Origin of the sequence: Marivita lacus, from assembly GCF_014637725.1 — a bacterium.
Taxonomy (GTDB): Bacteria; Pseudomonadota; Alphaproteobacteria; order Rhodobacterales; family Rhodobacteraceae; genus Marivita; species Marivita lacus.
In genome coordinates this window covers 176291-196367 of sequence record NZ_BMFC01000005.1, presented here as the reverse complement: position 1 = coordinate 196367, position 20077 = coordinate 176291, and the positions used below count along the sequence as shown (strand labels likewise).

Annotated in this window: 18 protein-coding genes; 12 read left to right on the top strand and 6 right to left on the bottom strand. The window is 61.3% G+C overall.

Annotated elements, in window-relative coordinates:
- Nucleotides 1–104: 104 nt before the first annotated feature.
- Complete coding sequence (locus IEV82_RS12370) at nt 105–1535, bottom strand: DUF6880 family protein (RefSeq protein WP_188482332.1); 1431 nt, start codon at nt 1533–1535, stop codon at nt 105–107.
- A gap of 141 nt (nt 1536–1676) precedes the next feature.
- Nucleotides 1677–1988: an ETC complex I subunit gene (locus IEV82_RS12365; protein ID WP_188482331.1), complete on the bottom strand. Its 312-nt coding sequence runs from the start codon at nt 1986–1988 to the stop codon at nt 1677–1679.
- A 409-nt stretch (nt 1989–2397) separates the two neighbouring features.
- Here IEV82_RS12365 and uvrB point away from each other — a divergent pair, with 409 nt between their 5' ends.
- Nucleotides 2398–4578, top strand: coding sequence for an excinuclease ABC subunit UvrB (uvrB, locus tag IEV82_RS12360; RefSeq protein ID WP_188482330.1), 2181 nt, complete (start codon nt 2398–2400; stop codon nt 4576–4578).
- Between the two features lie 141 nt (nt 4579–4719).
- The gene (gene copM / locus IEV82_RS12355) at nt 4720–5091 is read left to right on the top strand and encodes a CopM family metallochaperone (RefSeq protein ID WP_229747776.1); all 372 of its coding nucleotides are present in this window, start codon (nt 4720–4722) and stop codon (nt 5089–5091) included.
- A gap of 184 nt (nt 5092–5275) precedes the next feature.
- Here the strand turns inward: copM and IEV82_RS12350 are convergent, their stop codons facing one another.
- Nucleotides 5276–5563, bottom strand: coding sequence for a TFIIB-type zinc ribbon-containing protein (locus IEV82_RS12350; protein ID WP_188482329.1), 288 nt, complete (start codon nt 5561–5563; stop codon nt 5276–5278).
- A gap of 119 nt (nt 5564–5682) precedes the next feature.
- Between IEV82_RS12350 and IEV82_RS12345 the strand changes: the two genes are divergently transcribed.
- The 10 genes from IEV82_RS12345 to IEV82_RS12300 all read left to right on the top strand — a co-directional run bounded on the left by IEV82_RS12345 (nt 5683) and on the right by IEV82_RS12300 (nt 16675).
- On the top strand, nt 5683–6153 hold the full coding sequence (locus IEV82_RS12345) for an excinuclease ABC subunit B (RefSeq protein WP_229747775.1): 471 nt from the start codon (nt 5683–5685) through the stop codon (nt 6151–6153).
- A 42-nt stretch (nt 6154–6195) separates the two neighbouring features.
- On the top strand, nt 6196–8670 hold the full coding sequence (gene hrpB / locus IEV82_RS12340; protein ID WP_188482328.1) for an ATP-dependent helicase HrpB: 2475 nt from the start codon (nt 6196–6198) through the stop codon (nt 8668–8670).
- A 38-nt stretch (nt 8671–8708) separates the two neighbouring features.
- Nucleotides 8709–9590, top strand: a complete 882-nt coding sequence (ttcA, locus tag IEV82_RS12335; RefSeq protein WP_188482327.1) for a tRNA 2-thiocytidine(32) synthetase TtcA — start codon at nt 8709–8711, stop codon at nt 9588–9590.
- 71 nt (nt 9591–9661) lie between these two features.
- Nucleotides 9662–11179 (top strand): GGDEF domain-containing phosphodiesterase, encoded by a 1518-nt coding sequence (locus tag IEV82_RS12330; protein ID WP_188482326.1) that lies wholly within the window; start codon nt 9662–9664, stop codon nt 11177–11179.
- Nucleotides 11180–11325: 146 nt separating this feature from the next.
- On the top strand, nt 11326–13140 hold the full coding sequence (gene yidC / locus IEV82_RS12325) for a membrane protein insertase YidC (RefSeq protein WP_188482325.1): 1815 nt from the start codon (nt 11326–11328) through the stop codon (nt 13138–13140).
- Nucleotides 13137–13880: an MOSC domain-containing protein gene (locus tag IEV82_RS12320; RefSeq protein WP_188482324.1), complete on the top strand. Its 744-nt coding sequence runs from the start codon at nt 13137–13139 to the stop codon at nt 13878–13880. Before yidC ends, IEV82_RS12320 begins: the two co-directional genes overlap by 4 nt.
- 1 nt (nt 13881) lies before the next feature.
- Nucleotides 13882–14532 carry a ribosome biogenesis GTP-binding protein YihA/YsxC gene (gene yihA, locus IEV82_RS12315; RefSeq protein ID WP_188482377.1) on the top strand — a complete coding sequence of 217 codons (651 nt, stop codon included), beginning with the start codon at nt 13882–13884 and terminating at the stop codon, nt 14530–14532.
- A 102-nt stretch (nt 14533–14634) separates the two neighbouring features.
- Nucleotides 14635–15489 (top strand): acetylglutamate kinase, encoded by an 855-nt coding sequence (gene argB, locus IEV82_RS12310; RefSeq protein ID WP_373285214.1) that lies wholly within the window; start codon nt 14635–14637, stop codon nt 15487–15489.
- Complete coding sequence (locus tag IEV82_RS12305; RefSeq protein WP_188482322.1) at nt 15486–16139, top strand: ferredoxin; 654 nt, start codon at nt 15486–15488, stop codon at nt 16137–16139. Before argB ends, IEV82_RS12305 begins: the two co-directional genes overlap by 4 nt.
- 29 nt (nt 16140–16168) lie before the next feature.
- Complete coding sequence (locus IEV82_RS12300; protein ID WP_229747774.1) at nt 16169–16675, top strand: SixA phosphatase family protein; 507 nt, start codon at nt 16169–16171, stop codon at nt 16673–16675.
- Nucleotides 16676–16761: 86 nt separating this feature from the next.
- Here IEV82_RS12300 and IEV82_RS12295 read toward each other — a convergent pair whose 3' ends face one another.
- From IEV82_RS12295 to IEV82_RS12285, 3 genes are read right to left on the bottom strand one after another with little or no spacing between them, the layout of a single operon-like run.
- Nucleotides 16762–17535, bottom strand: a complete 774-nt coding sequence (locus tag IEV82_RS12295) for an amino acid ABC transporter ATP-binding protein (protein ID WP_188482321.1) — start codon at nt 17533–17535, stop codon at nt 16762–16764.
- Nucleotides 17536–17547: 12 nt separating this feature from the next.
- Nucleotides 17548–18843: an amino acid ABC transporter permease gene (locus tag IEV82_RS12290; protein WP_188482320.1), complete on the bottom strand. Its 1296-nt coding sequence runs from the start codon at nt 18841–18843 to the stop codon at nt 17548–17550.
- Nucleotide 18844: 1 nt separating this feature from the next.
- Nucleotides 18845–20059 carry an amino acid ABC transporter permease gene (locus IEV82_RS12285; protein WP_188482319.1) on the bottom strand — a complete coding sequence of 405 codons (1215 nt, stop codon included), beginning with the start codon at nt 20057–20059 and terminating at the stop codon, nt 18845–18847.
- Between the last annotated feature and the right edge of the window lie 18 nt (nt 20060–20077).

Here is a 20077-nt window from a genome sequence, read left to right as displayed (position 1 = left end):
CAGCGGGTGGCCCACTCGCTGCGCCATGCGAATTGACCTGCGTCGAACTTCCGGAATCCACCCGCTTTCCAACCCGCGCTCCGCGACCAGAGACTAAAACTTGTTCACCCAAAATCCGCGACGCGCTCCCAGAACGAGGCCTTGCGCGCGTGACTTGCCTTCAACGCGTTGAGATATTCCTCATGTGTCGGGTGCCCTTCATAGTCCGGTATCGAGATATCCACTGAAGCGCAGGACGCTAGGTGGCGGGCGGCGTGGCCGTAGCGGCCTGAGCGGGCCTTGGTCAGGGCGAAGTCGATCATCGACCGCCAGAGGAGGACTGCTGCCAAGGGATGGGTCAGGGCAAGAGCATCGGCCAGCGGCGTCAGGATGTCGTAAGCCTCGCCGTCGATCTCCATATGACGCGCCATGATCAGTTTGACCGCCAGCGACATGTCCTGGATTTGCAGGCAATAGGCCAAGGCAGCATCCACCGATGGAAACGCCAAAACATGCTGGCGGGCGGCGTCTTCGGCTTCGATGTCCTCGAAATCCGGCAGGAGCTTGAGGTGCCGGCGCAGCGCGTCCGGACAAAGGCGCTTTTCGAACCGCGCCCACAGAGCTGCACGCAGGTCGTCCTTGCGGCCCAAAGCCTCAAGACAGGCGAAATGCGCTTCATCGAGATCGGCGGTATCGAACCAGTAGTCGTTCGGCAGGGCACCTTCGACTAGCCGAAGCGCCTCTTCGGCGCGACCGGCGGCCAGCAGGCGTGTCGCGGCCTCGGGGGCGATGGTGTGAAAGGTCAGTTGCTCGGGCGTGTATCGGGACAGCCATGCGTCCACGTCGCCTTGCAGATCGGCGACATCCTGCAGGATCATCTCGACGGTCCGGTCACGTGCGACCCGTGCGCGGTCTTCGCGTTGTGCTGGGTCGGTGATGAACTCATACAAGATCAGATCGGCCTCGGTCAGCGGCGCAGACCGCGCGGTCTCCGACAGTACCTTGAGATGCGCCAGACCGTCGTCTCCCAACGCCTCTGCCAAGGCGTGGACGGCATGATCAAACGCGCCGTAGCCATCGACCGAGACCGCCTCGAAAACGTCTTCGGCCAGACCCTTCGGGTCTTTTGTCATGGATGGCGCAACACGGGAGATCGCGTCCATCGCGTCGCGCATTGCGTCGCCGATCGTGCCCCAACTGTCGTCTGTGCGCTCATGAATACCGGCCGCCAGATGTAGCTGCGCCCAAAGCAGATCGAACGCCAGATCGGGCGCGTCGGGTGCAATGCCCGTTTCGATCAGCTGCGTCAGGTCGGACAGTTCCTTGGCCAGCGTCTTTTGTGACTTGCGAGAGATGTAACTGCGTCCCCGCCGGACCTGCGCAAACCGTTTGCGCACATCGGCGGCGATGGTCTCGGGTCCCTGATCCGCTGCAAGCGCCATGCGGACGCGCCGCTGGCGGGCAGCATCGCCCTTGACGGTTTCCAAGAGCAGGTCGGCGAGAACATCCGCGCCGAGGGTCAGCAAGTTCGCCTTGTTCAGAGCTTTTCCCGCCATTGCCGTCCCCCTGTGCCGCAACTCTCGACCAGACCCTACATATAGCAAAGGCGCCCAGTGGGCGCCCCATATCTAGCTCAACCTAAGTGCTTCGCGAAATCTTTGGCCGATTCCGTGCTAACTTTGCCCCGATTTACACAATCAATGTGTCCAGGCACCCTTGCGATCCACGGCGAAATTCTCGGCGTAGCCACGGGCCCGGATATTCGGTTTGCGCTTGTTCGGCGCGAACTGGATCACTTCAATGCCGTGGTCCTTGGCATAAGCCTTGGCCGCATCCAGCGTGTCGAACTTGAGCCGCACCTGGCTTTGCGTGTCGGAGGAGGACGTCCAGCCCATCAAAGGATCAATCTCGCGCGGGCTTTCGGGCGCAAATTCCAGAATCCAGTGGCGCGTTTTAGCACTGCCAGAGGACATGGCGGTTCTCGACGGCTGATAAATCCGGGCGCGCATGGGTCTCACCTTTTTGCTCTGTGGTGCAGATATGCGCAAAAACGACCCGATCCGCAAGGTCACGATTGTGTCGCAGGGCTTGGACGATCAGTGCAAGCAGGGCCTTATTCGCCATCGAGAAGCGGGGAGCGAGGGGTGGGTGTGTGCCGCCCGAAACCGAATGAAGCCAACTGCTTGCCCCTCAAAGGTACTTAATTCGTACAGCTTTGGAAGAAAAAAAGCTGTGGCTGCACGCGACCCCACAAAGCCGAAAAATGCGGCATTGGTGAAATGTAATGAATTCAAGACACTATAGTGTAAACTTAGACATATACGACCAAGGTTGCATTTACGGCCCAGACCGCCCATTTTGACTTTCCCTCTTGTGACTGCACCTCTTGGCGCAGCAACCGATTCCATCAGGTGACCCATGCCCGATACCCAGATTCTTCATGCGCCTGCCCCGGATGTCCGCGCCCGCGAAAAGCTGGAAGGCGGCATCCGGTTCCGCGTGAACACGGAATTTGAACCTGCGGGCGATCAGCCCAAGGCGATCCGTGAATTGACCGCGGGTGTACTGGGCGGTGAACGCGATCAGGTTCTGCTGGGCGCGACGGGTACGGGCAAGACCTTCACCATGGCCAAGGTGATCGAGGAAACCCAGCGTCCGGCGATCATTCTTGCCCCGAACAAGACATTGGCGGCGCAGCTGTACGGTGAGTTCAAGGGCTTCTTTCCCGACAACGCGGTGGAATATTTCGTCAGCTACTACGACTACTACCAGCCCGAAGCCTATGTTGCGCGCTCTGATACCTATATCGAGAAGGAATCCCAGATCAACGAACAGATCGACCGGATGCGCCACTCGGCCACCCGTGCGCTGCTGGAGCGGGATGACGTTATCATCGTGGCCTCCGTGTCGTGCATCTACGGGATCGGGTCGGTCGAAACCTATGGGGCGATGACGCAGGATCTGCATGTCGGCAAAAGCTATGACCAGCGCGCGGTGATGGCCGATCTGGTGGCGCAGCAATACCGCCGCAATGATCAGGCGTTCCAACGGGGATCCTTCCGAGTGCGGGGCGACAGCGTCGAGATTTTCCCGGCTCACCTCGAGGATCGCGCGTGGAAGCTGTCGTTCTTTGGCGATGAATTGGAAAGCATCACAGAGTTCGACCCGCTGACCGGAGAAAAGACCGACGGGTTCGAGCGCATCCGTATCTATGCCAACAGCCACTATGTGACGCCGAAACCGACGATGCAGCAGGCGGTCATCGGCATCAAGAAAGAGCTGCGCACGCGGCTGGATCAACTGGTGAACGAAGGCAAGCTGCTCGAGGCGCAGCGTCTGGAACAGCGCACGAATTTCGATCTGGAAATGCTCGAGGCAACCGGCGTCTGCAACGGGATCGAGAACTATTCGCGCTACCTCACAGGCCGCGCACCGGGCGAACCGCCCCCCACCCTGTTCGAATTCATCCCCGACAACGCGATTGTCTTCGCCGATGAAAGCCATGTCAGCGTCCCGCAGATCGGCGGCATGTATAAAGGCGACTTCCGGCGCAAGATGACGCTGGCCGAACACGGGTTCCGCCTGCCCTCCTGCATGGACAACCGACCCCTGAAGTTCGAGGAATGGGACGCGATGCGCCCTCAATCGGTGTTTGTCTCTGCGACGCCGGCCAAGTGGGAAATCGAACAGACCGGCGGCGTCTTTACCGAACAGGTGATCCGCCCCACCGGGCTGCTGGACCCGATGGTCGAGATCCGGCCGGTCGAGATGCAGGTCGATGACCTGCTTGACGAGGTGCGCAAGGTGGCCGCCGATGGCTTTCGCACGCTGGTCACCACGCTGACCAAGCGGATGGCCGAGGATCTGACCGAGTACATGCACGAACAGGGCATCCGCGTGCGCTACATGCACAGCGACATCGACACGATCGAACGGATCGAGATCCTGCGCGATCTGCGGCTTGGGGCGTTTGACGTGCTGATCGGGATCAACCTGCTGCGCGAAGGTCTGGACATCCCCGAATGCGGGTTGGTGGCCATCCTGGACGCCGACAAGGAAGGCTTTCTGCGATCGGAGACGTCGTTGATCCAAACCATTGGCCGGGCCGCGCGAAACTCCGAAGGGCGCGTGATCATGTATGCCGACCGGATCACCGGGTCGATGGAACGCGCGCTGGCCGAAACAGACCGCCGTCGCGCCAGGCAGGTCGCCTATAACGAGGAACACGGCATTACGCCCGCGACGATCAAGAAGAACGTCGATGACATCCTGCAAGGGCTTTACAAGGGCGACGTGGACATGAGCCGCGTGACCGCAAAGGTGGACAAGCCGCTTGCCGGGGCGAACCTCAAGGCGGTGCTGGACGGGCTGCGCACCGACATGCGCAAGGCAGCCGAGAACCTCGAGTTCGAAGAGGCGGCCCGGCTGCGCGACGAAGTCAAACGTCTGGAAGCGGTCGATCTTGCGATTTCCAACGACCCTCTGGCACGTCAGTCGGCGGTCGAGGCGGCCTCCGATGCGGCGGTCAGGTCATCGGGACGATCCACGGCAGGTCGCCCGGGGCAGCGCGGCGGGAATGTAAAGCGACGGAAAAAGTAAGGCGGATGCACGGTCGGATATGTACGTATCTGACCAGAGTTGCTCACCATTTCGTGTCTTGAGAGCCGCGAAAACCGCTTGCCTTCCTGTGACGGGAGGGCGGTATTTGGCATGTCAAATCATCAATCAAAGGTACTTTTCATGATGTTTCCGGTCCGCGCGGCGCTGGTCGCTTTCTGCCTCACTCCCGGTCTTGCCTTGGCGCAATCCGGGCACGGCGACCATTCGGGACACGGCATGGCCGCTGATCCGGATCTGGCTGCGTCGACTCAAGCCTACATCGCCGTCAATGATGCAATGCACCGGGACATGGCGATCACCTTCACCGGCGATGCGGATGTGGATTTCCTTCTTGGCATGATCCCGCATCACGAAGGGGCGGTCGCGATGGCGCGGGTTGTGCTGGAGCATGGGGCCGATGCCGAGACCCGCAAGCTCGCCGAAGAGATCATCGCCGCCCAAGAGGTCGAGATTGCCTGGATGAAGGCACGGCTTGCTGCCCTGCGGCAATAAGTAGCCCCAAGAGGTAGAAGGTTGGCCAAATTGTGGCCAACCAGTCCGCGGTCTTTCGTGATCAGATGAACGGCACGAAGGGCACGCCGCAGGCACTCAGAACCAGCAAACTCGCAACAGCAATCCAGACGCGCATGGCGGCCTCCAAAGGGTGGACGATACCGCCGATCTACGCGACCCTGGATCAGAAGTCGAACAGGTCTTCAAGGAACCCGCCGCGTTTCTTCTTGCGACCGTAACCCGCGTCCTGCTGGTAGCGCGGATCCTGATGACGGGTATCGTCGTAGCCACGGTCCGGGCGGGTTTGTTCAGACGGGGGCGGAGGCGGCGGTGTGAAGCTCGCGCTGCGCTCGATGATCTTGTCCAATTCCCCGCGGTCGAGCCAGACGCCTCGGCATTGCGGGCAATAGTCGATCTCGACGCCGGAGCGTTCAGCGATCACAAGCGCAGTTCCGTCGATTGGGCATTTCATCAGGCGGTCTCCTTACCAAGATACATGGCGTACATATGCACGCGATCCGAAAAATCAGCCCCTGTGCGGCACTTGATATCAGGACTGGCGAAACGGCCGCGTTACGCTACGTTTACGCCATGCGCAGTGTAGCCTTTGCCCTCTCTTTTCTGATTGCACCCGCCTCCGCAATGGCCTGGGAATTCACCCCCGTGCCGATCTGCACGCTGTTCCATCAGGGCACGGACATGGCGGTCATGGTCACCTACGATCCGGTCGACGGGGATTACGCCATCCACCTGTCCCGCGAAGGCGGCTGGCCCGAGGCGGGGCTCTTCACCATGCGGTTCGAAGGGCCGCGCGGACTGACCATTTCCACCTCGGCCCACATGATCGAACCCGAGGATACAAGAACGCTCACGGTGCGGGACCGGGGGTTCGGCAATGTCCTGAACGGGCTGAATTTCAACCAGCGCGCCGTGGCCGTATTGGGCGATCTCGAGGTCGCGGTTTCGCTGGACGGCGCAGCACCCGCAGTCGAGGAATTCCGCGCCTGTCCGACGGATCAGCTTGTCTCGATCCCGAGGGCGACGCCTGACACGACCTCCTGACCGTCGCTTGCGGCGGGACAGGGCTCCGGCATAGAAGACGCCATGACCCTGACCCGGCTTCCCATCGACCATGTCCTGCCCGAACTCGTGGCGCATCTGCGCGACAGGGGCCGTGCCGTTCTGCAGGCGCCCCCCGGTGCAGGCAAGACGACCCGTGTGCCGCTGGCGATGCTGGATGCCGGGCTGACGGTGCAGCGGATCGTCATGCTGGAACCCCGGCGGCTTGCCGCGCGCGCCGCCGCCGAGCGCATGGCCGAGACATTGGGCGAAGCGGCGGGACAAACCGTGGGCTACCGGGTGCGCGGCGAAGCCAAGGTGTCTGGGCGAACCCGGATCGAGGTCGTCACCGAAGGTATCCTGACGCGGATGATCCAGTCGGACCCGGAACTTTCCGGCATCGGGGCGGTGATCTTCGACGAATTCCACGAACGCTCGCTGAATGCCGATCTGGGACTGGCGCTGTGCCTCGAAATCACTGGCGCGTTGCGGGATGACCTGATCCTGCTGGCCATGTCCGCAACGCTGGACGCCGAACCGGTCGCGCGCTTGATGGACGCGCCCATCGTCACGTCGGAAGGCCGTAGCTTTCCGGTCGAGGCCCGCTGGCTCGACAAGCCTGTCCCCAAGACGCTGCGGTTCGAAACGGCGATGGCGGATTTGATCCAGACTGCCCTGCACGAGACGTCGGGCGGACTTCTGGCCTTTCTGCCCGGCGAGGGAGAAATCCGCCGCGTTCAAGCCCTGCTTGACGGGCGGATGCCAAAGGATTGCCACGTCCGGCCCTTGTTCGGGGCGATGCCCTTTGCCGCGCAGCAAGAAGCCATTCGCCCCGAAACCACCGGGCGCAAGGTTGTTCTGGCGACGTCCATTGCAGAAACCTCGCTCACCATCGAGGATATTCGCGTCGTCGTCGATGGCGGTCTTGCGCGCCGGTCGCGGTTCGATACCGGTTCGGGCATGTCGCGGCTGGTGACCGAGAAAGTCACCAAGGCAGAGGCTACCCAGCGTGCGGGCCGCGCCGGGCGGGTCGCGCCGGGTGTGGCCTATCGGCTTTGGACCAAGGGAGAGGACGGCGCACTCGCCGCCTTCCCGCCAGCCGAGATCGAGGCGGCAGACCTTGCGGGTCTGGCTTTGGAGCTGGCGCTGTGGGGCGCGCAACCCGGCGACCTGCCGTTTCTCACGCCCCCCCCCGAGGGTGCCTATGCCGAGGCGCAAGCGCTTTTGCGCATGCTCGGTGCGCTGGACATTCATAACCGGATCACCGGACATGGTCGTCTGCTCTCCGCCCTGCCGCTGCATCCGCGATTGGCGCATATGGTCGGTATCGCCGGACCAAAGGGCGCGCCGCTGGCTGCGCTGATGGCCGAACGTGACCCGGTGCAGGGCGGCGGTGTCGATCTCGTTCTTCGGTTGGAGGCTCTGCGCAACCCTAAGCGATTTGCCGAAGAGCGGCGCGCAACGGTCAATCGCGGTGCCTTGGAGCGTATCCGTGTCGAGGCCAAGCGCCTGGAACGCGTCTCGCCAAATGGCACGACCAGCGCCTTCGGTTCCGCAGACCTTGGCCCGGCGGAGATGGCAGCCCTTGCCTATCCCGACCGGATCGGGTTGCGGCGCAAGGGCGATGCCCCCCGTTACCAGCTTTCGGGCGGCAAGGGGGCCGTGATGGATCCCGGAGATGCCTTGGCCGGTGCGCGCCTGATCGTGGCGACCGATCTGGACGGCAACCCCCGCGAGGCGCGCATCCGGCAGGCGATCCAGATCACTGAAGGCGCAGTGTGTGCGCTCTTTGCAGATCAGATCACGTGGGTCGATGTTTGCAAGTGGTCCAAACGCGACCGCCGCGTGACCGCACGCCAGCAGGAAAAGCTCGGCGCCATCGCGCTGGACGATCGCGTCTGGAAAGACGCCAGCGCCGATCTTGTCGCGTTGGCGATGCTGGACGGAGTGCGCGACGTTGGTCTGTCGGCAGCCATGAGCAACGCTGCACGCCGCTTTGTCGCCCGCGTGGCCCTTGGACGCGATGCCGGGATGGACGTGCCGGACATGTCCGAAACCGCCTTGATCGAGCGTCTTGAAGACTGGCTCCTGCCGCATCTGGCCGGTGTGCGCAGCGCAGAGGACTGGCGGCGCTTCGACCTGCTGCCCGCACTGCGCGCCATGCTGGACTGGTCGCAGATGCAGGAGTTGGACCTGCGTGTTCCCGGCAGGTTCACCACGCCGCTCGGGCGCGAGATCCCGATCGACTATTCGGGCGAACATCCCGAGATTTCGCTGCGATTGCAGGAATTGTTCGGCCAGAAGACACATCCCTGCGTCGGCAAGACACCGTTGCGGGTGACCCTTTTGTCCCCGGCGCAGCGACCTGTGCAGACGACGCTTGATTTGCCGGGTTTCTGGGCGGGGTCCTATGCGGATGTGCGCAAGGACATGCGTGCGGCCTATCCGAAACACCCCTGGCCCGAAGATCCGACGCAGGCCGACCCGACCTTGCGGGCCAAGCGCAAACATGAAAGCTGAAGCTTGCCGTAACCCCCGATCCGCCGTACATCCCGCTCATGCTTGATGATGCCGATGATATCCACCCGCTGTTCTACGGTGCCCCCAAAAGCACCGAGTTCAAGAAGCTGCGCAAACGCATCGTGCAGAACGTCCGCGAGGCGATCGAGCACTATGGCATGATCGCACGCGACACCGGGAAGACACCGAAATGGCTGGTCTGCCTGTCGGGCGGCAAGGACAGCTACACGCTGCTTGCGGTACTTCACGAATTGAAATGGCGCGGCCTGCTGCCCGTCGATCTGCTGGCCTGCAACCTCGATCAGGGACAACCCGGCTTTCCCGCGACGGTGCTACCCGAGTTCCTTGAAAAGATGGGGGTTCCGCACCGGATCGAGTATCAGGACACCTATTCCATCGTGGTCGACAAGGTTCCACAGGGGCGGACGTTTTGCGCGCTCTGTTCGCGGTTGCGACGCGGCAACCTGTACCGCATCGCCCGCGAAGAAGGCTGCGAGGCCGTGGTCTTGGGCCATCACCGCGACGATATCCTCGAGACGTTTTTCATGAATTTGTTTCATGGTGGCCGTCTTGCGACGATGCCCCCGAAACTGGTCAATGAAGAGGGCGATCTGTTCGTCTATCGTCCGCTGGCGCATGTGGCCGAAGCCGATTGCGAGAAATTCGCCCAGGCGATGAAGTATCCGATCATTCCCTGCGACCTGTGCGGCAGCCAGGACGGGCTGCAACGCCAGCAGGTCAAAGCCATACTGGACGGCTGGGAAAAGAACAGCCCCGGTCGGCGTCAGGTGATCTTTCGCGCCCTGACAAACGCGCGCCCGTCGCATTTGCTCGACAGCGCGCTGTTCGATTTCAAAGGCCTGTCCACCGGTCCGGGTGAAGATGCGGACAATTCGTCGGATATTCCCAAGCTGCATTAAGCCTTCGGTTACCCAAACGGCCTGATCCTTCCCTGAACAGAGTTTGGGGCAAGACAGCGATGCGACGTCTCTTGGATCTTTCCGACCTCCGGCATTTGCTGGTCAAAGGCCTGTCCGGCCCGCAGATGCTCGCCTTCCTTCCCGCCATGTGCCTTGCGGCCTATTGGGGTGGGGGCGAGGTGCTTCTGGTGCTCTGCGCCCTGGGCACACCGCTGGTCTATGCCGTCGTTGGCGGGTTCGGGCGCTGGTCCGGCCCACTCGAGCTTGATCATTTGCGTGGGCCATCTCTTGACAGGGTGGCGCAGGATTTTCTGGAAATCGCGCGACACAACGGTCAGACCACGGCTTGTTTTCAGATTGCCCTGCCCGACTTGGACCAGATCGAGCATCATTTTGGGCCCGACAGCGCGCAGGAGGCGCGCGACCTGATCGCGTCACGACTTCGGACTTCGCTGCGCGGGTCCGACTACGTGTTCGATGCCGGCGATACGCGGTTCACCGTCCTGATCGCTCCGGGCTTCCGACTGCGGCTCGACAACCTGCTGGACCTGGGAAAACGGTTGCGGGACTCGGCGGAAACCCCGCTGTCGATCGCGGGAACGACCCAGACGCTGACCACCTGCATTGGCATTGCGTCTTCGCTGAATTTTGGGCGCAACGTGACAGCGGAAACATGGCTTGGCTCTGCCTCCGAAGCATTGGAAGACGCGGTGCTGACCGGCACAAGCGCCACGCGCCTCTGGTCTGACAGGCTCTCCCGCAAGCACCAGTCGCGCCATGCCTTGCAACATGACATCGTGACGGCGCTGGACACCGGGTGCATCCAGGCGTTCTACCAGCCGCAGGTCAATGCGAGGTCGGGTGCCGTTACAGGTATGGAAGCGTTTGCACGCTGGGACCATCCGACGCGTGGACTGCTGACAGCGGCCGAGTTCCTGCAGGCCATGCGTGAAAGGCAGCAGATGGCGCGCCTTGGTCGCACCATGTTCCTGCAGGCAGTCACTGCCCTGCAGGCGTGGGACGATGCGGGGTTGGATGTCGGAACGGTCAGCATCAACCTGTCCGACGAAGACCTGCGGGACCCTGATCTGTCAAACCGGATCGCCGGTGACCTTGATCGCTGCGGGCTGCCAGCACACAGGGTGGTGTTCGACATTCCCGAACATGTGATCGCGCCCGGCACGGATGACGTGATCCGCCGTAACATCGGTGCCATCGCGGGTATCGGATGCGGCATTGATCTTGAAGGGTTCGGCACCGGGGGATGCAGCGTCATCGCGGTACAGCAGGTGCCGGTCACGCGGCTGAAGCTGGACAAGAGCCTTGTGCACGGGGTCGCCGCGTCCGAGGACAGAATGCGCGCCCTGCATGCGATCCTTGCGGTCAGCGAACGCCTTGGTCTGCCCGCGCTCGCCACCGGGGTCGAAACCATCGAGGAACATGGCGTCTTGCGCGACCAGGGCTGCAGCTTCGCCCAAGGATTTCTGTTCGCGCCTCCGGCCTCTGCAACGGATACGACACTTTGGCTGACCGAGCGGCAGGGTCTGCAGGACAACCCGTCCGGGTTGCAGTTGCGACGCGTGAAATAGGGCGCAGATCGCAGTGTCCAACTGCATCACAGAAGGCTGAACAATTGCCGCACCGGCCCGGTCTTTCCTGTGAATCCGCTTGACCTTCAGGCACAGTGCCTGTTGAACGCAGCGACAATCCCAAAAACCACAGGCGGCGGCCCCCTATGGACGATCAGAACAAGAACCTTCTTATCGCGACAGCGCTCAGCTTTGCGGTCATTCTGGTATGGTTTGTCTTGTTCCCGCCTCCGGAACCGACGGTCAATCCGGACACAGCGGTGCCTGCGGCCAGCGACGGCACGACGCCGACAATCGCCACCACCCCAGATACAGCACCGGGCAGCACGGCAGTGGTCGATCAGACCGGACCGGCCGCTGTCGAAGATGCGCCGCGTGTGCCCATCGAAACCGACCGCGTCATTGGATCCATCTCGTTGGTTGGTGGCCGCATCGACGATCTGTCGCTCAAGAATTACCGCGTGGAGCTCGAGCAGGATGCCGATATCGTGCACCTGCTGAACTCCGTCGGGTCGCAAAGCCCCTATTACGCGCTGTTCGGCTGGGCACCGGGCGGTGGACTGACGCTGGATGATGTGCCAAGCGCGAGCACCAACTGGACTGTCGAGTCCGGCGAAACACTGTCCCAGAACAGCCCGGTCACGCTGCGTTGGGAAAACCCGAACGGCACCGTGTTCCGCCGCACGATCGAAATCGACGAAGACTTCATGTTCACCGTCACCCAGTCGGTCGAGAACGCTAGCGATACCGCGATGACGATGGCCCCTTACGGCCTGATCGCGCGGCACGGCGAACCCACCGATCTCAAGAACTTCTTCATCCTGCATGAAGGCGTGGTCGCCATGGCCGACGGCACACTGGCCGAAATCGACTACAGCGATATGACCGACTTTGCCGTCGTGCCCACCGAAGGCGCCCGCGCCGAGGTCACCCAGGTCACCGAGAGCGGCTGGATCGGGTTTACCGACCATTACTGGATGACAACCCTCATCCCCGAGGCCGGCACCCCGTTCCGGCAGGTCGCCAAATATAGCGATGCCAGCAACATCTACCAGACCGAAGCCGTTCAACCCACGGTCACAATCGAACCCGGTCAGACCCGCGAGGTCACCACACAGCTCTTTGCCGGTGCCAAGGAATGGGAAACCATCCGCGACTACCAGGAAGAAGGCGTGGACCGGTTCATCGACGCGATTGACTGGGGCTGGTTCTTTTTCCTGACCAAGCCGATCTTCTGGCTGCTGCATCACCTCAACCTGCTGATCGGCAACATGGGTTGGGCCATCATCGGTCTGACGCTCATCATCAAGGCCGTGCTTTTCCCGCTGGCCTACAAATCCTATGTCTCGATGGCGAAGATGAAAGAGCTTCAGCCGGAGATGGAAAAGATCAAGGAGCGGGCGGGCGACGATCGTCAGAAGCTCCAGCAGGAAATGATGGAGATGTACAAGAAGGAAAAGGTGAACCCGGCCTCCGGCTGTTTGCCCATCCTGCTTCAGATCCCGATCTTCTTCTCGCTGTACAAGGTGATCTTTGTCACGCTGGAACTGCGTCACGCGCCATGGCTCGGCCCGTTCCAGGATCTTTCGGCACCTGACCCCACCTCTATCTTCAACGTCTACGGGCTGCTGCCCTGGGCGGCACCTGAACCCGGATCGCTGCTGGCGCTTGTGTTCATCGGCATCCTGCCGCTTTTGCTGGGCGTGTCGATGTGGATGCAGCAGAAACTGAACCCGGCACCCACCGACGCGACTCAGGCGATGATCTTTGCCTGGATGCCGTGGGTCTTCATGTTCATGCTGGGCGGGTTTGCCAGCGGCCTGGTTGTCTACTGGATCGCCAACAACACCATCACCTTCACCCAACAGTATCTCATCATGCGCTCGCAAGGGTACAAGCCGGACGTGTTCGGCAACATCAAATCCGGCATCAAGCGCAACCCCAAAACGGGCGAGAAATGACGGCCACAGTCACCGAAATCTGGCGGCACCCGATCAAGAGCCATGGTCGGGAAAAGCTGGACTCGGTGACGGTCGAGGCCGGTGGCACGATCCCGTTCGACCGGCTCTGGGCGGTGGCGCACGAGAGATCGGATGCGGATGGCAACAGTTGGGTCAGTTGCGGGAATTTCTGCCGAGTGGCAAAGCTGCCCAGCCTGATGGCCATCCGTGCGCATTTCGATGAACCCACCGGCCAGATCACCCTGTGTCATCCCGACACGACCGACCTGACCTTCACCCCCGATGGCGACAGCACCGCCTTTCTGGAATGGGTGACGGCATTTCTCCCGGACGATACGCTCAAACCGGCACGGCTCGTCAAGGCGAAGGCACAGGCCTTTACCGACAGCGATTTTCCCAGCATCACGCTGTGCAACCTCGCGTCCCATCGGGCGGTCGAGCAGCGGGTCGGAAAGCCCCTGTCACATCTGCGGTGGCGCGGGAACATCTGGATCGACGGCCTGGCCCCTTGGGAAGAATTCGATTGGGACGACCGCAAGCTGCGGATCGGTGACACGATCCTGCAGGTGCGCGAGCGCACGGATCGTTGCAAATCGACCCATAGCAATCCCGACACCGGCAAGCGCGATGCGGATGTGCTTGGCGCCCTGGACAGTTGGGGCCATCAGGATTTCTCGGTCCGGGCCGAGGTGATCCATGGCGGCGTGATACAAACTGGCGACGAGGTGGCCCATGTCTGAGATGAAGCTTCCTTTCCCCTTGGCCGAAGACCCCGACGACATCAGCCGCGAAGTCGGTCGCAAGCTGTTCGCAGGTGAGGTCGATTTCCTCAAGGGTGTCGTGGCCATGTCCGGCCTGCCCGCCGATGACCGGATCGAGGTCTGCTTTGCCGGTCGGTCGAATGTCGGGAAGTCGTCGCTCATCAACGCGGTCACAGGGCGCAAGGCGCTGGCACGGGCGTCGAACACACCGGGACGCACGCAGGAAATCAACTATTTCACGCTTGGCGATGAACGCTATCTCGTCGACCTGCCGGGCTATGGCTTTGCCAATGCGCCGGTCGCGGTTGTCGAGAAATGGCAGGCGCTGCTCAAGCAGTACCTGTCGGGGCGTGCCAGCCTGCGCCGCGCCTTTGTGCTGGTGGACAGCCGCCACGGGATCAAGCCCGTCGATGAAGAGATCATGACCCTGCTCGACAAGAGCGCGGTGACGTTTCAGGTGGTGTTGACCAAGGCCGACAAGATCAAGCCGATACAATATGACGCCTTGTTGACGCAGGTCCGCGAAAAGCTCGCGAAACACCCCGCAGCCTATCCCGAACTTGTACTGACCAGCAGCGAAAAGGGCGAAGGCATCGCCAATCTGCGCAGCATCATCGCCGGAATCGGCTAGACGCTGTCACGCGAAACGGCTTGTCTCTGGCCAAGCCATGTCGCACACAGTCGCGTCAGGCCTGTTCTGGCAAGGATCAAAACCGATATGAAATCCCGAGACATGAATCACGACTGGATCGCCACCGCACGCACACTCTCCGAAGCCCTGCCCTTCATGCAGCGCTATGCCGGGTCCATCGTCGTGGTCAAATTCGGCGGCAACGCGATGGGTGACGAAGACGCGATGGCAGAGTTCGCGCGCGATATCGTCCTGATGCGTCAGGTCGGGATCAACCCGATTGTTGTGCATGGCGGGGGTCCGATGATCAACGACATGCTCACCAGGCTGGGCATCAAGTCTGAATTCGTGCGCGGCAAGCGGGTGACGGACAAGGCCACTGTCGAAGTGGTCGAAATGGTGCTGACCGGGCTTGTGAACAAACGCATCGTGCAGGCGATCATGGATGAGGGCGGCCGCGCTGTTGGCCTTTCGGGCAAGGATGACGACCTCATGGTCTGCGAGGCGGATGATCCCGAACTGGGATTTGTCGGTCGCCCGGTCGAGATGAATCCGCAGGTTTTGCGCGATCTGTTCAAGGCGGGAATCATCCCGGTGGTGGCCCCCGTGGCAACTGGCATGCAACCCAACGAGACATTCAACGTCAACGGCGACACCGCTGCGGGCGCGATTGCAGGTGCGCTGAAAGCCGACCGCCTGTTGCTGTTGACGGATGTCAGCGGCGTCAAGGACGCAAACGGCAATGTGGTGACCGCGATGACCCCCGAAGAGGTGGTCGCGATGATCGAGGATGGAACGATTGCCGGTGGCATGATCCCCAAGACGGAAACCGCGCTCAAGGCGATCGAGGACGGTGTGCGCGCGGTGGTCATCCTAGATGGTCGCGTCCCGAACGCCTGTCTGCTCGAACTGTTCACCGAACATGGGGCCGGTTCGCTGATCCGTCCCGCACGGTGACCCTCGCCGATCTGGACCGCTCTGCCCGCTCTGTGGGTCTGGCGCTGCGCGGCGCTTTTCATCCAGATCCGGAGGATGGCGCGCCTGAAGGAACAGGCACGCTGGTTCTGCTTGGACCGGATGAGCCACGTTTCTGGGACGTGTTCACCGCGTCGCAGGAATACCGGGACGGTCAAAGGCATCCCTTGGATCGTTGGTCGAAGCGCGTGGCGGCGACTGTAGCATCGCCGCTGAACGCCAAGGCGATCTTTCCCTATGACGGCCCGCCCTATGCGCCATTCCTGCGATGGGCGGATCGCAGCGGGGCAAGCTGGTCTTCGCCTGTCGGGTTGCTCGTCCACAGCGAGGCGGGTCTGTTCATCAGCTTCCGTGCGGCACTGGCCCTGCCCCAGCAGCTTGATCTGCCCTCTCCCGCTCAGAGCCTCTGCCCAAGCTGTGAGACACGCCCCTGCGAAACCGCCTGCCCGGTCGGGGCGCTTGCACCGGGCAAGGACTATGACGTTCCGGCCTGTATCGCGCATATTCGATCTCCCGAGGGTGCATCCTGTCGCAATGGATGCCTTGTACGCCGCGCCTGTCCGGTATCGGCTCGGTTCGGCCGACGAGAGGCACAATCCGCTTTCCACATGCGCGCATTTTTGGGAGAGTGAGCCCACATCCAGAAAAGGCATGTTCCCCCGTGAAACGACTGATCCTCATGCGCCACGCGAAATCGGATTGGTCCGCCTCGGGCGACGATCACGGCAGGCCTTTGAACGCGCGCGGCAGGCACAGCGCGCCCGCCATGGGGCAGTGGTTGGCTGACCGGGACTGGTTGCCCGACGAGGTGCTGTGTTCCACCGCCACGCGCACCCGTCACACCCTGACCCTGCTGGGACTTCCGGACACAAGAACCCGTTTCGAGCGGGCGCTGTACCTGGCCGATCCGGATGAAATCATAGACGTGCTGCGCAGCGCGTCAGGGGACACCGTGCTTTTGCTAGGTCACAACAACGGCATCGGAGAATGTGCGCAACAGCTCGTGGCGGATTGGCCGAACCATCCGCGCTTTGCCGATTACCCGACCTGTGCCACCAGCCTGATCCGCTTTGACGTGGCGCACTGGGGCGACATCCGTAAGGGGACAGGACATTGCGAGGACTTCGCCATCCCGCGCGAGGTTATTGCAGCCGGGCAGCCGGGCTGAAGCTCCGGCCTACGCGGGACACCTGTCCAGAACGCAAAACGCCCCGGCGGTGAACCGGAGCGCTTTGAGTGTCTGCCGATGCTCGGTCAGTGACCGAGGATCTGGCTGAGGAACAGCTTGGTCCGTTCGTTCTGCGGATTGTTGAAGAACTCTTCGGGTTCATTCTGTTCGACGATCTGGCCCGCATCCATGAAGATCACGCGGTGCGCGACCTGACGTGCAAAGCCCATTTCGTGGGTCACGCAGATCATGGTCATGCCGTCTTCGGCAAGGCTGACCATGGTGTCGAGCACTTCCTTGATCATCTCGGGATCGAGCGCGGAGGTCGGTTCGTCAAAGAGCATGATGCGCGGCTTCATGCAGAGCGACCGGGCAATCGCCACACGCTGTTGCTGACCACCTGAAAGCTGACCGGGATACTTGTTGGCCTGTTCGGGGATCTTGACCTTTTCGAGGAAGTGCATCGCGGTTTCCTCGGCCTCGCGCTTGGGCGTCTTGCGGACCCAGATCGGAGCAAGCGTGCAATTCTCGAGAATGGTCAGGTGCGGGAACAGGTTGAAGTGCTGGAACACCATCCCGACCTCGGAGCGGATCGTGTCGATGTTCTTGATGTCCGAGGACAGCAAAGTGCCATCGACGGTGATCGAGCCCTTCTGGTGCTCTTCCAGCGCGTTGATGCAGCGGATCAGCGTGGATTTGCCGGACCCGGATGGGCCCGCGATGACGATGCGTTCGCCGCGATAGACGGTCAGGTCGATATCCCGCAGAACGTGGAACGATCCGAACCACTTGTTCATGCTCTGGATCTGGATGGCCACCTCGTCAGAGATCGCCATGGGTGCATTTGCAGTTTCAGCCATTGCTTGGCCTCCTTATCGGTGATCGGTGGCAAGCTGACGCTCGAGCCACTGCGAATACTTTGAAATGCTGAAGCAGACGATGAAGAACACGAAGACCGCAAAGCCCCAGAGTTCCCAATAGACGCCGTTCCATTCGGTCGAGGCGAGGATCGGTCCGCGGATCATGCCCACGAGGTCGAACATCGAAATCACCGACACCAGCGTCGTGTCCTTGAACAGGCCCACCGCCACGTTGACGATCCCGGGGATCGAGATCTTCAGCGCTTGCGGCAGGATGATCAGGCGCATCGACTGGGCGTAATCCAGGCCCAGACTGTTCGCAGCTTCGTATTGACCGCGCGGAAGCGCCGCCAGACCACCCCGGATCACCTCGGCGATATAGGCCGAAGAGAACATGGTGATCATGATGATGACGCGCAGCACGAGGTCGATGTTGGAGCCGGGCGGGAAGAAGTAGGCCAGAACCACGTTCGCCACGAACAACAGCGTGATCAGCGGCACACCCCGGATGAACTCGATGAAGATGATGCAGATCCATTTGATGATCGGCATGGAGGATTGCCGCCCCAGCGCAAGCATGATGCCCAAGGGCAAGGACAGCGACACGCAGACCGTCCCGAGGATCATGTTCAGCATGAAGCCGCCAATGTCGCGCGACTGCACCGCCTCGATGGCCATGACATTCGGCATTGAGGCGGGCACGATGGACCCGGCCCAGATCACGACCACCGCAGAGACCAGACCCGCGATCATGCCCATCGCAAAGCTTTGACGTTCGAACTGCTTGAACGCGAAATACCCGGCGACCAGTCCCACAAGCACCATCAGCGGGATCAGCAATGTGCCGCCCCAGATGAGCCAGTAGGCAAGGAATGGATAGACCGCGGTGAAATACAGAAGATTGCGCGGCGCCTTGGGATAGAGGACCGGCGCAATGGCGACGATCAGAAGAACGAACGCCAATGTCGGGCGCCAATAGGCATCACGCGGATAGGTGAAGCCGAAAAGCAACTGGTTCCAGCGTTCGGTCAGGACCGAGAAACAGGCACCGGTCATCCCGTCCAGCATATCCCGGCATTCCGCCAGCGAGCTGGTGTTCCAGATGCCGTTGGCGAACCACGGATAGGCTCCGGTGACGATCTTGAAGATGAAATACAGCGACACGACGGTCAGCAGCGTGTTGAACCACCCCTTGAAGAGGTTTTCCCGCATCCATTTGACCACACCCGCTTCCGTGACGGGCGGCGGTTGTTGTGGCAGCATCGTTTCGCGGACGAAGGCAACGGAATGAGCATGTGTATCCGACATCTCAGCGCTCCTTCAGCTTAACGCTGTTGTTGTAGACGTTCATGATCGCCGATATCGCAAGCGAGATGGCGAGGTAGAACAGCATCAGCAGGAAGATCGCCTCGATCGCGCGGCCCGTCTGGTTGAGCGTGATGCCCCCCAATGTGCCGGTCAAATCCATGTACCCCACCGCAATCGCCAACGACGAGTTCTTGGTCAGGTTCAGGTATTGAGAAATCAGCGGCGGGATGATCACGCGCAGCGCTTGAGGCAGAACCACGAGGTTCATGATCCGACCCGGACGCAGACCAAGCGAGGCCGCCGCTTCGGTCTGGCCCTTGCTCACGGCAAGGATGCCGGCGCGGACGTTCTCGGCGATGAAGGCGGCAGTATAGATCGACAAGGCGAACCAGAGCGCAATCAGCGAGTTGCGCATGAAGATGCCGCCCTGGAAGTTGAAGCCTTGCAGAGACGGATAATCCAGCGTGATCGGGCGACCCATGACGAAAAAGACAAGAATCGACGGAACGAAAAAGATCGCCAGCGATGGCCACAGGGTCGGGATCAATTGCCCACGGTCATAGAGCGCCTTTTTGGCGTATCTGCGGAACGCGAAGATTCCGGCAATCGACGCAAGGAAAACCGCGACAACGACACTCGAACCCGGACCGAATACGGGCGCCGGTGAATAGAAGCCGCGACCTGTAAAGGCGAAGGCTCCGAACACCATGGACGCCGCGGCATCTTCCCCCCGGAAATCGCGCGGTTGCGGCAGAACGGCGATGAAGATCGCCATGATGATGAGAATCCAGATCAGCACCGGGACGTTTCGAAAGATCTCGACATAGATCGACATGATCTGGCGAACGAGCCAGTTGTCGCTCAGCCTGAGAACACCAACGAAGACGCCGATCACGGTCGCCATCAGGCAGCCGAGAAACGCCACCAGAAGCGTGTTGAGCACTCCGACGACTGCAGCCCGCCAATGTGTCGACTGACTGGTATAGTCGACCAGGGTCTGGTTGATGTCATAGCCCGCCGGTTCACCAAGAAACTTGTACGAGATGTTCAGACCGGCGGCTTGAAGGTTGGCCAGCAGGTTATAGCCCAAATAGGCAAAGGCCATTATCAGTAGGATCAGTGCGATGAATTGAAAGGTGTAGGACCGGTAGCGCGTGTCGTTGATCAGCATTGACAGCTGAAACGACCCCGACGGTGGGTCTGAAATCGTGGACATTGTTTTATCCCTGTGTAT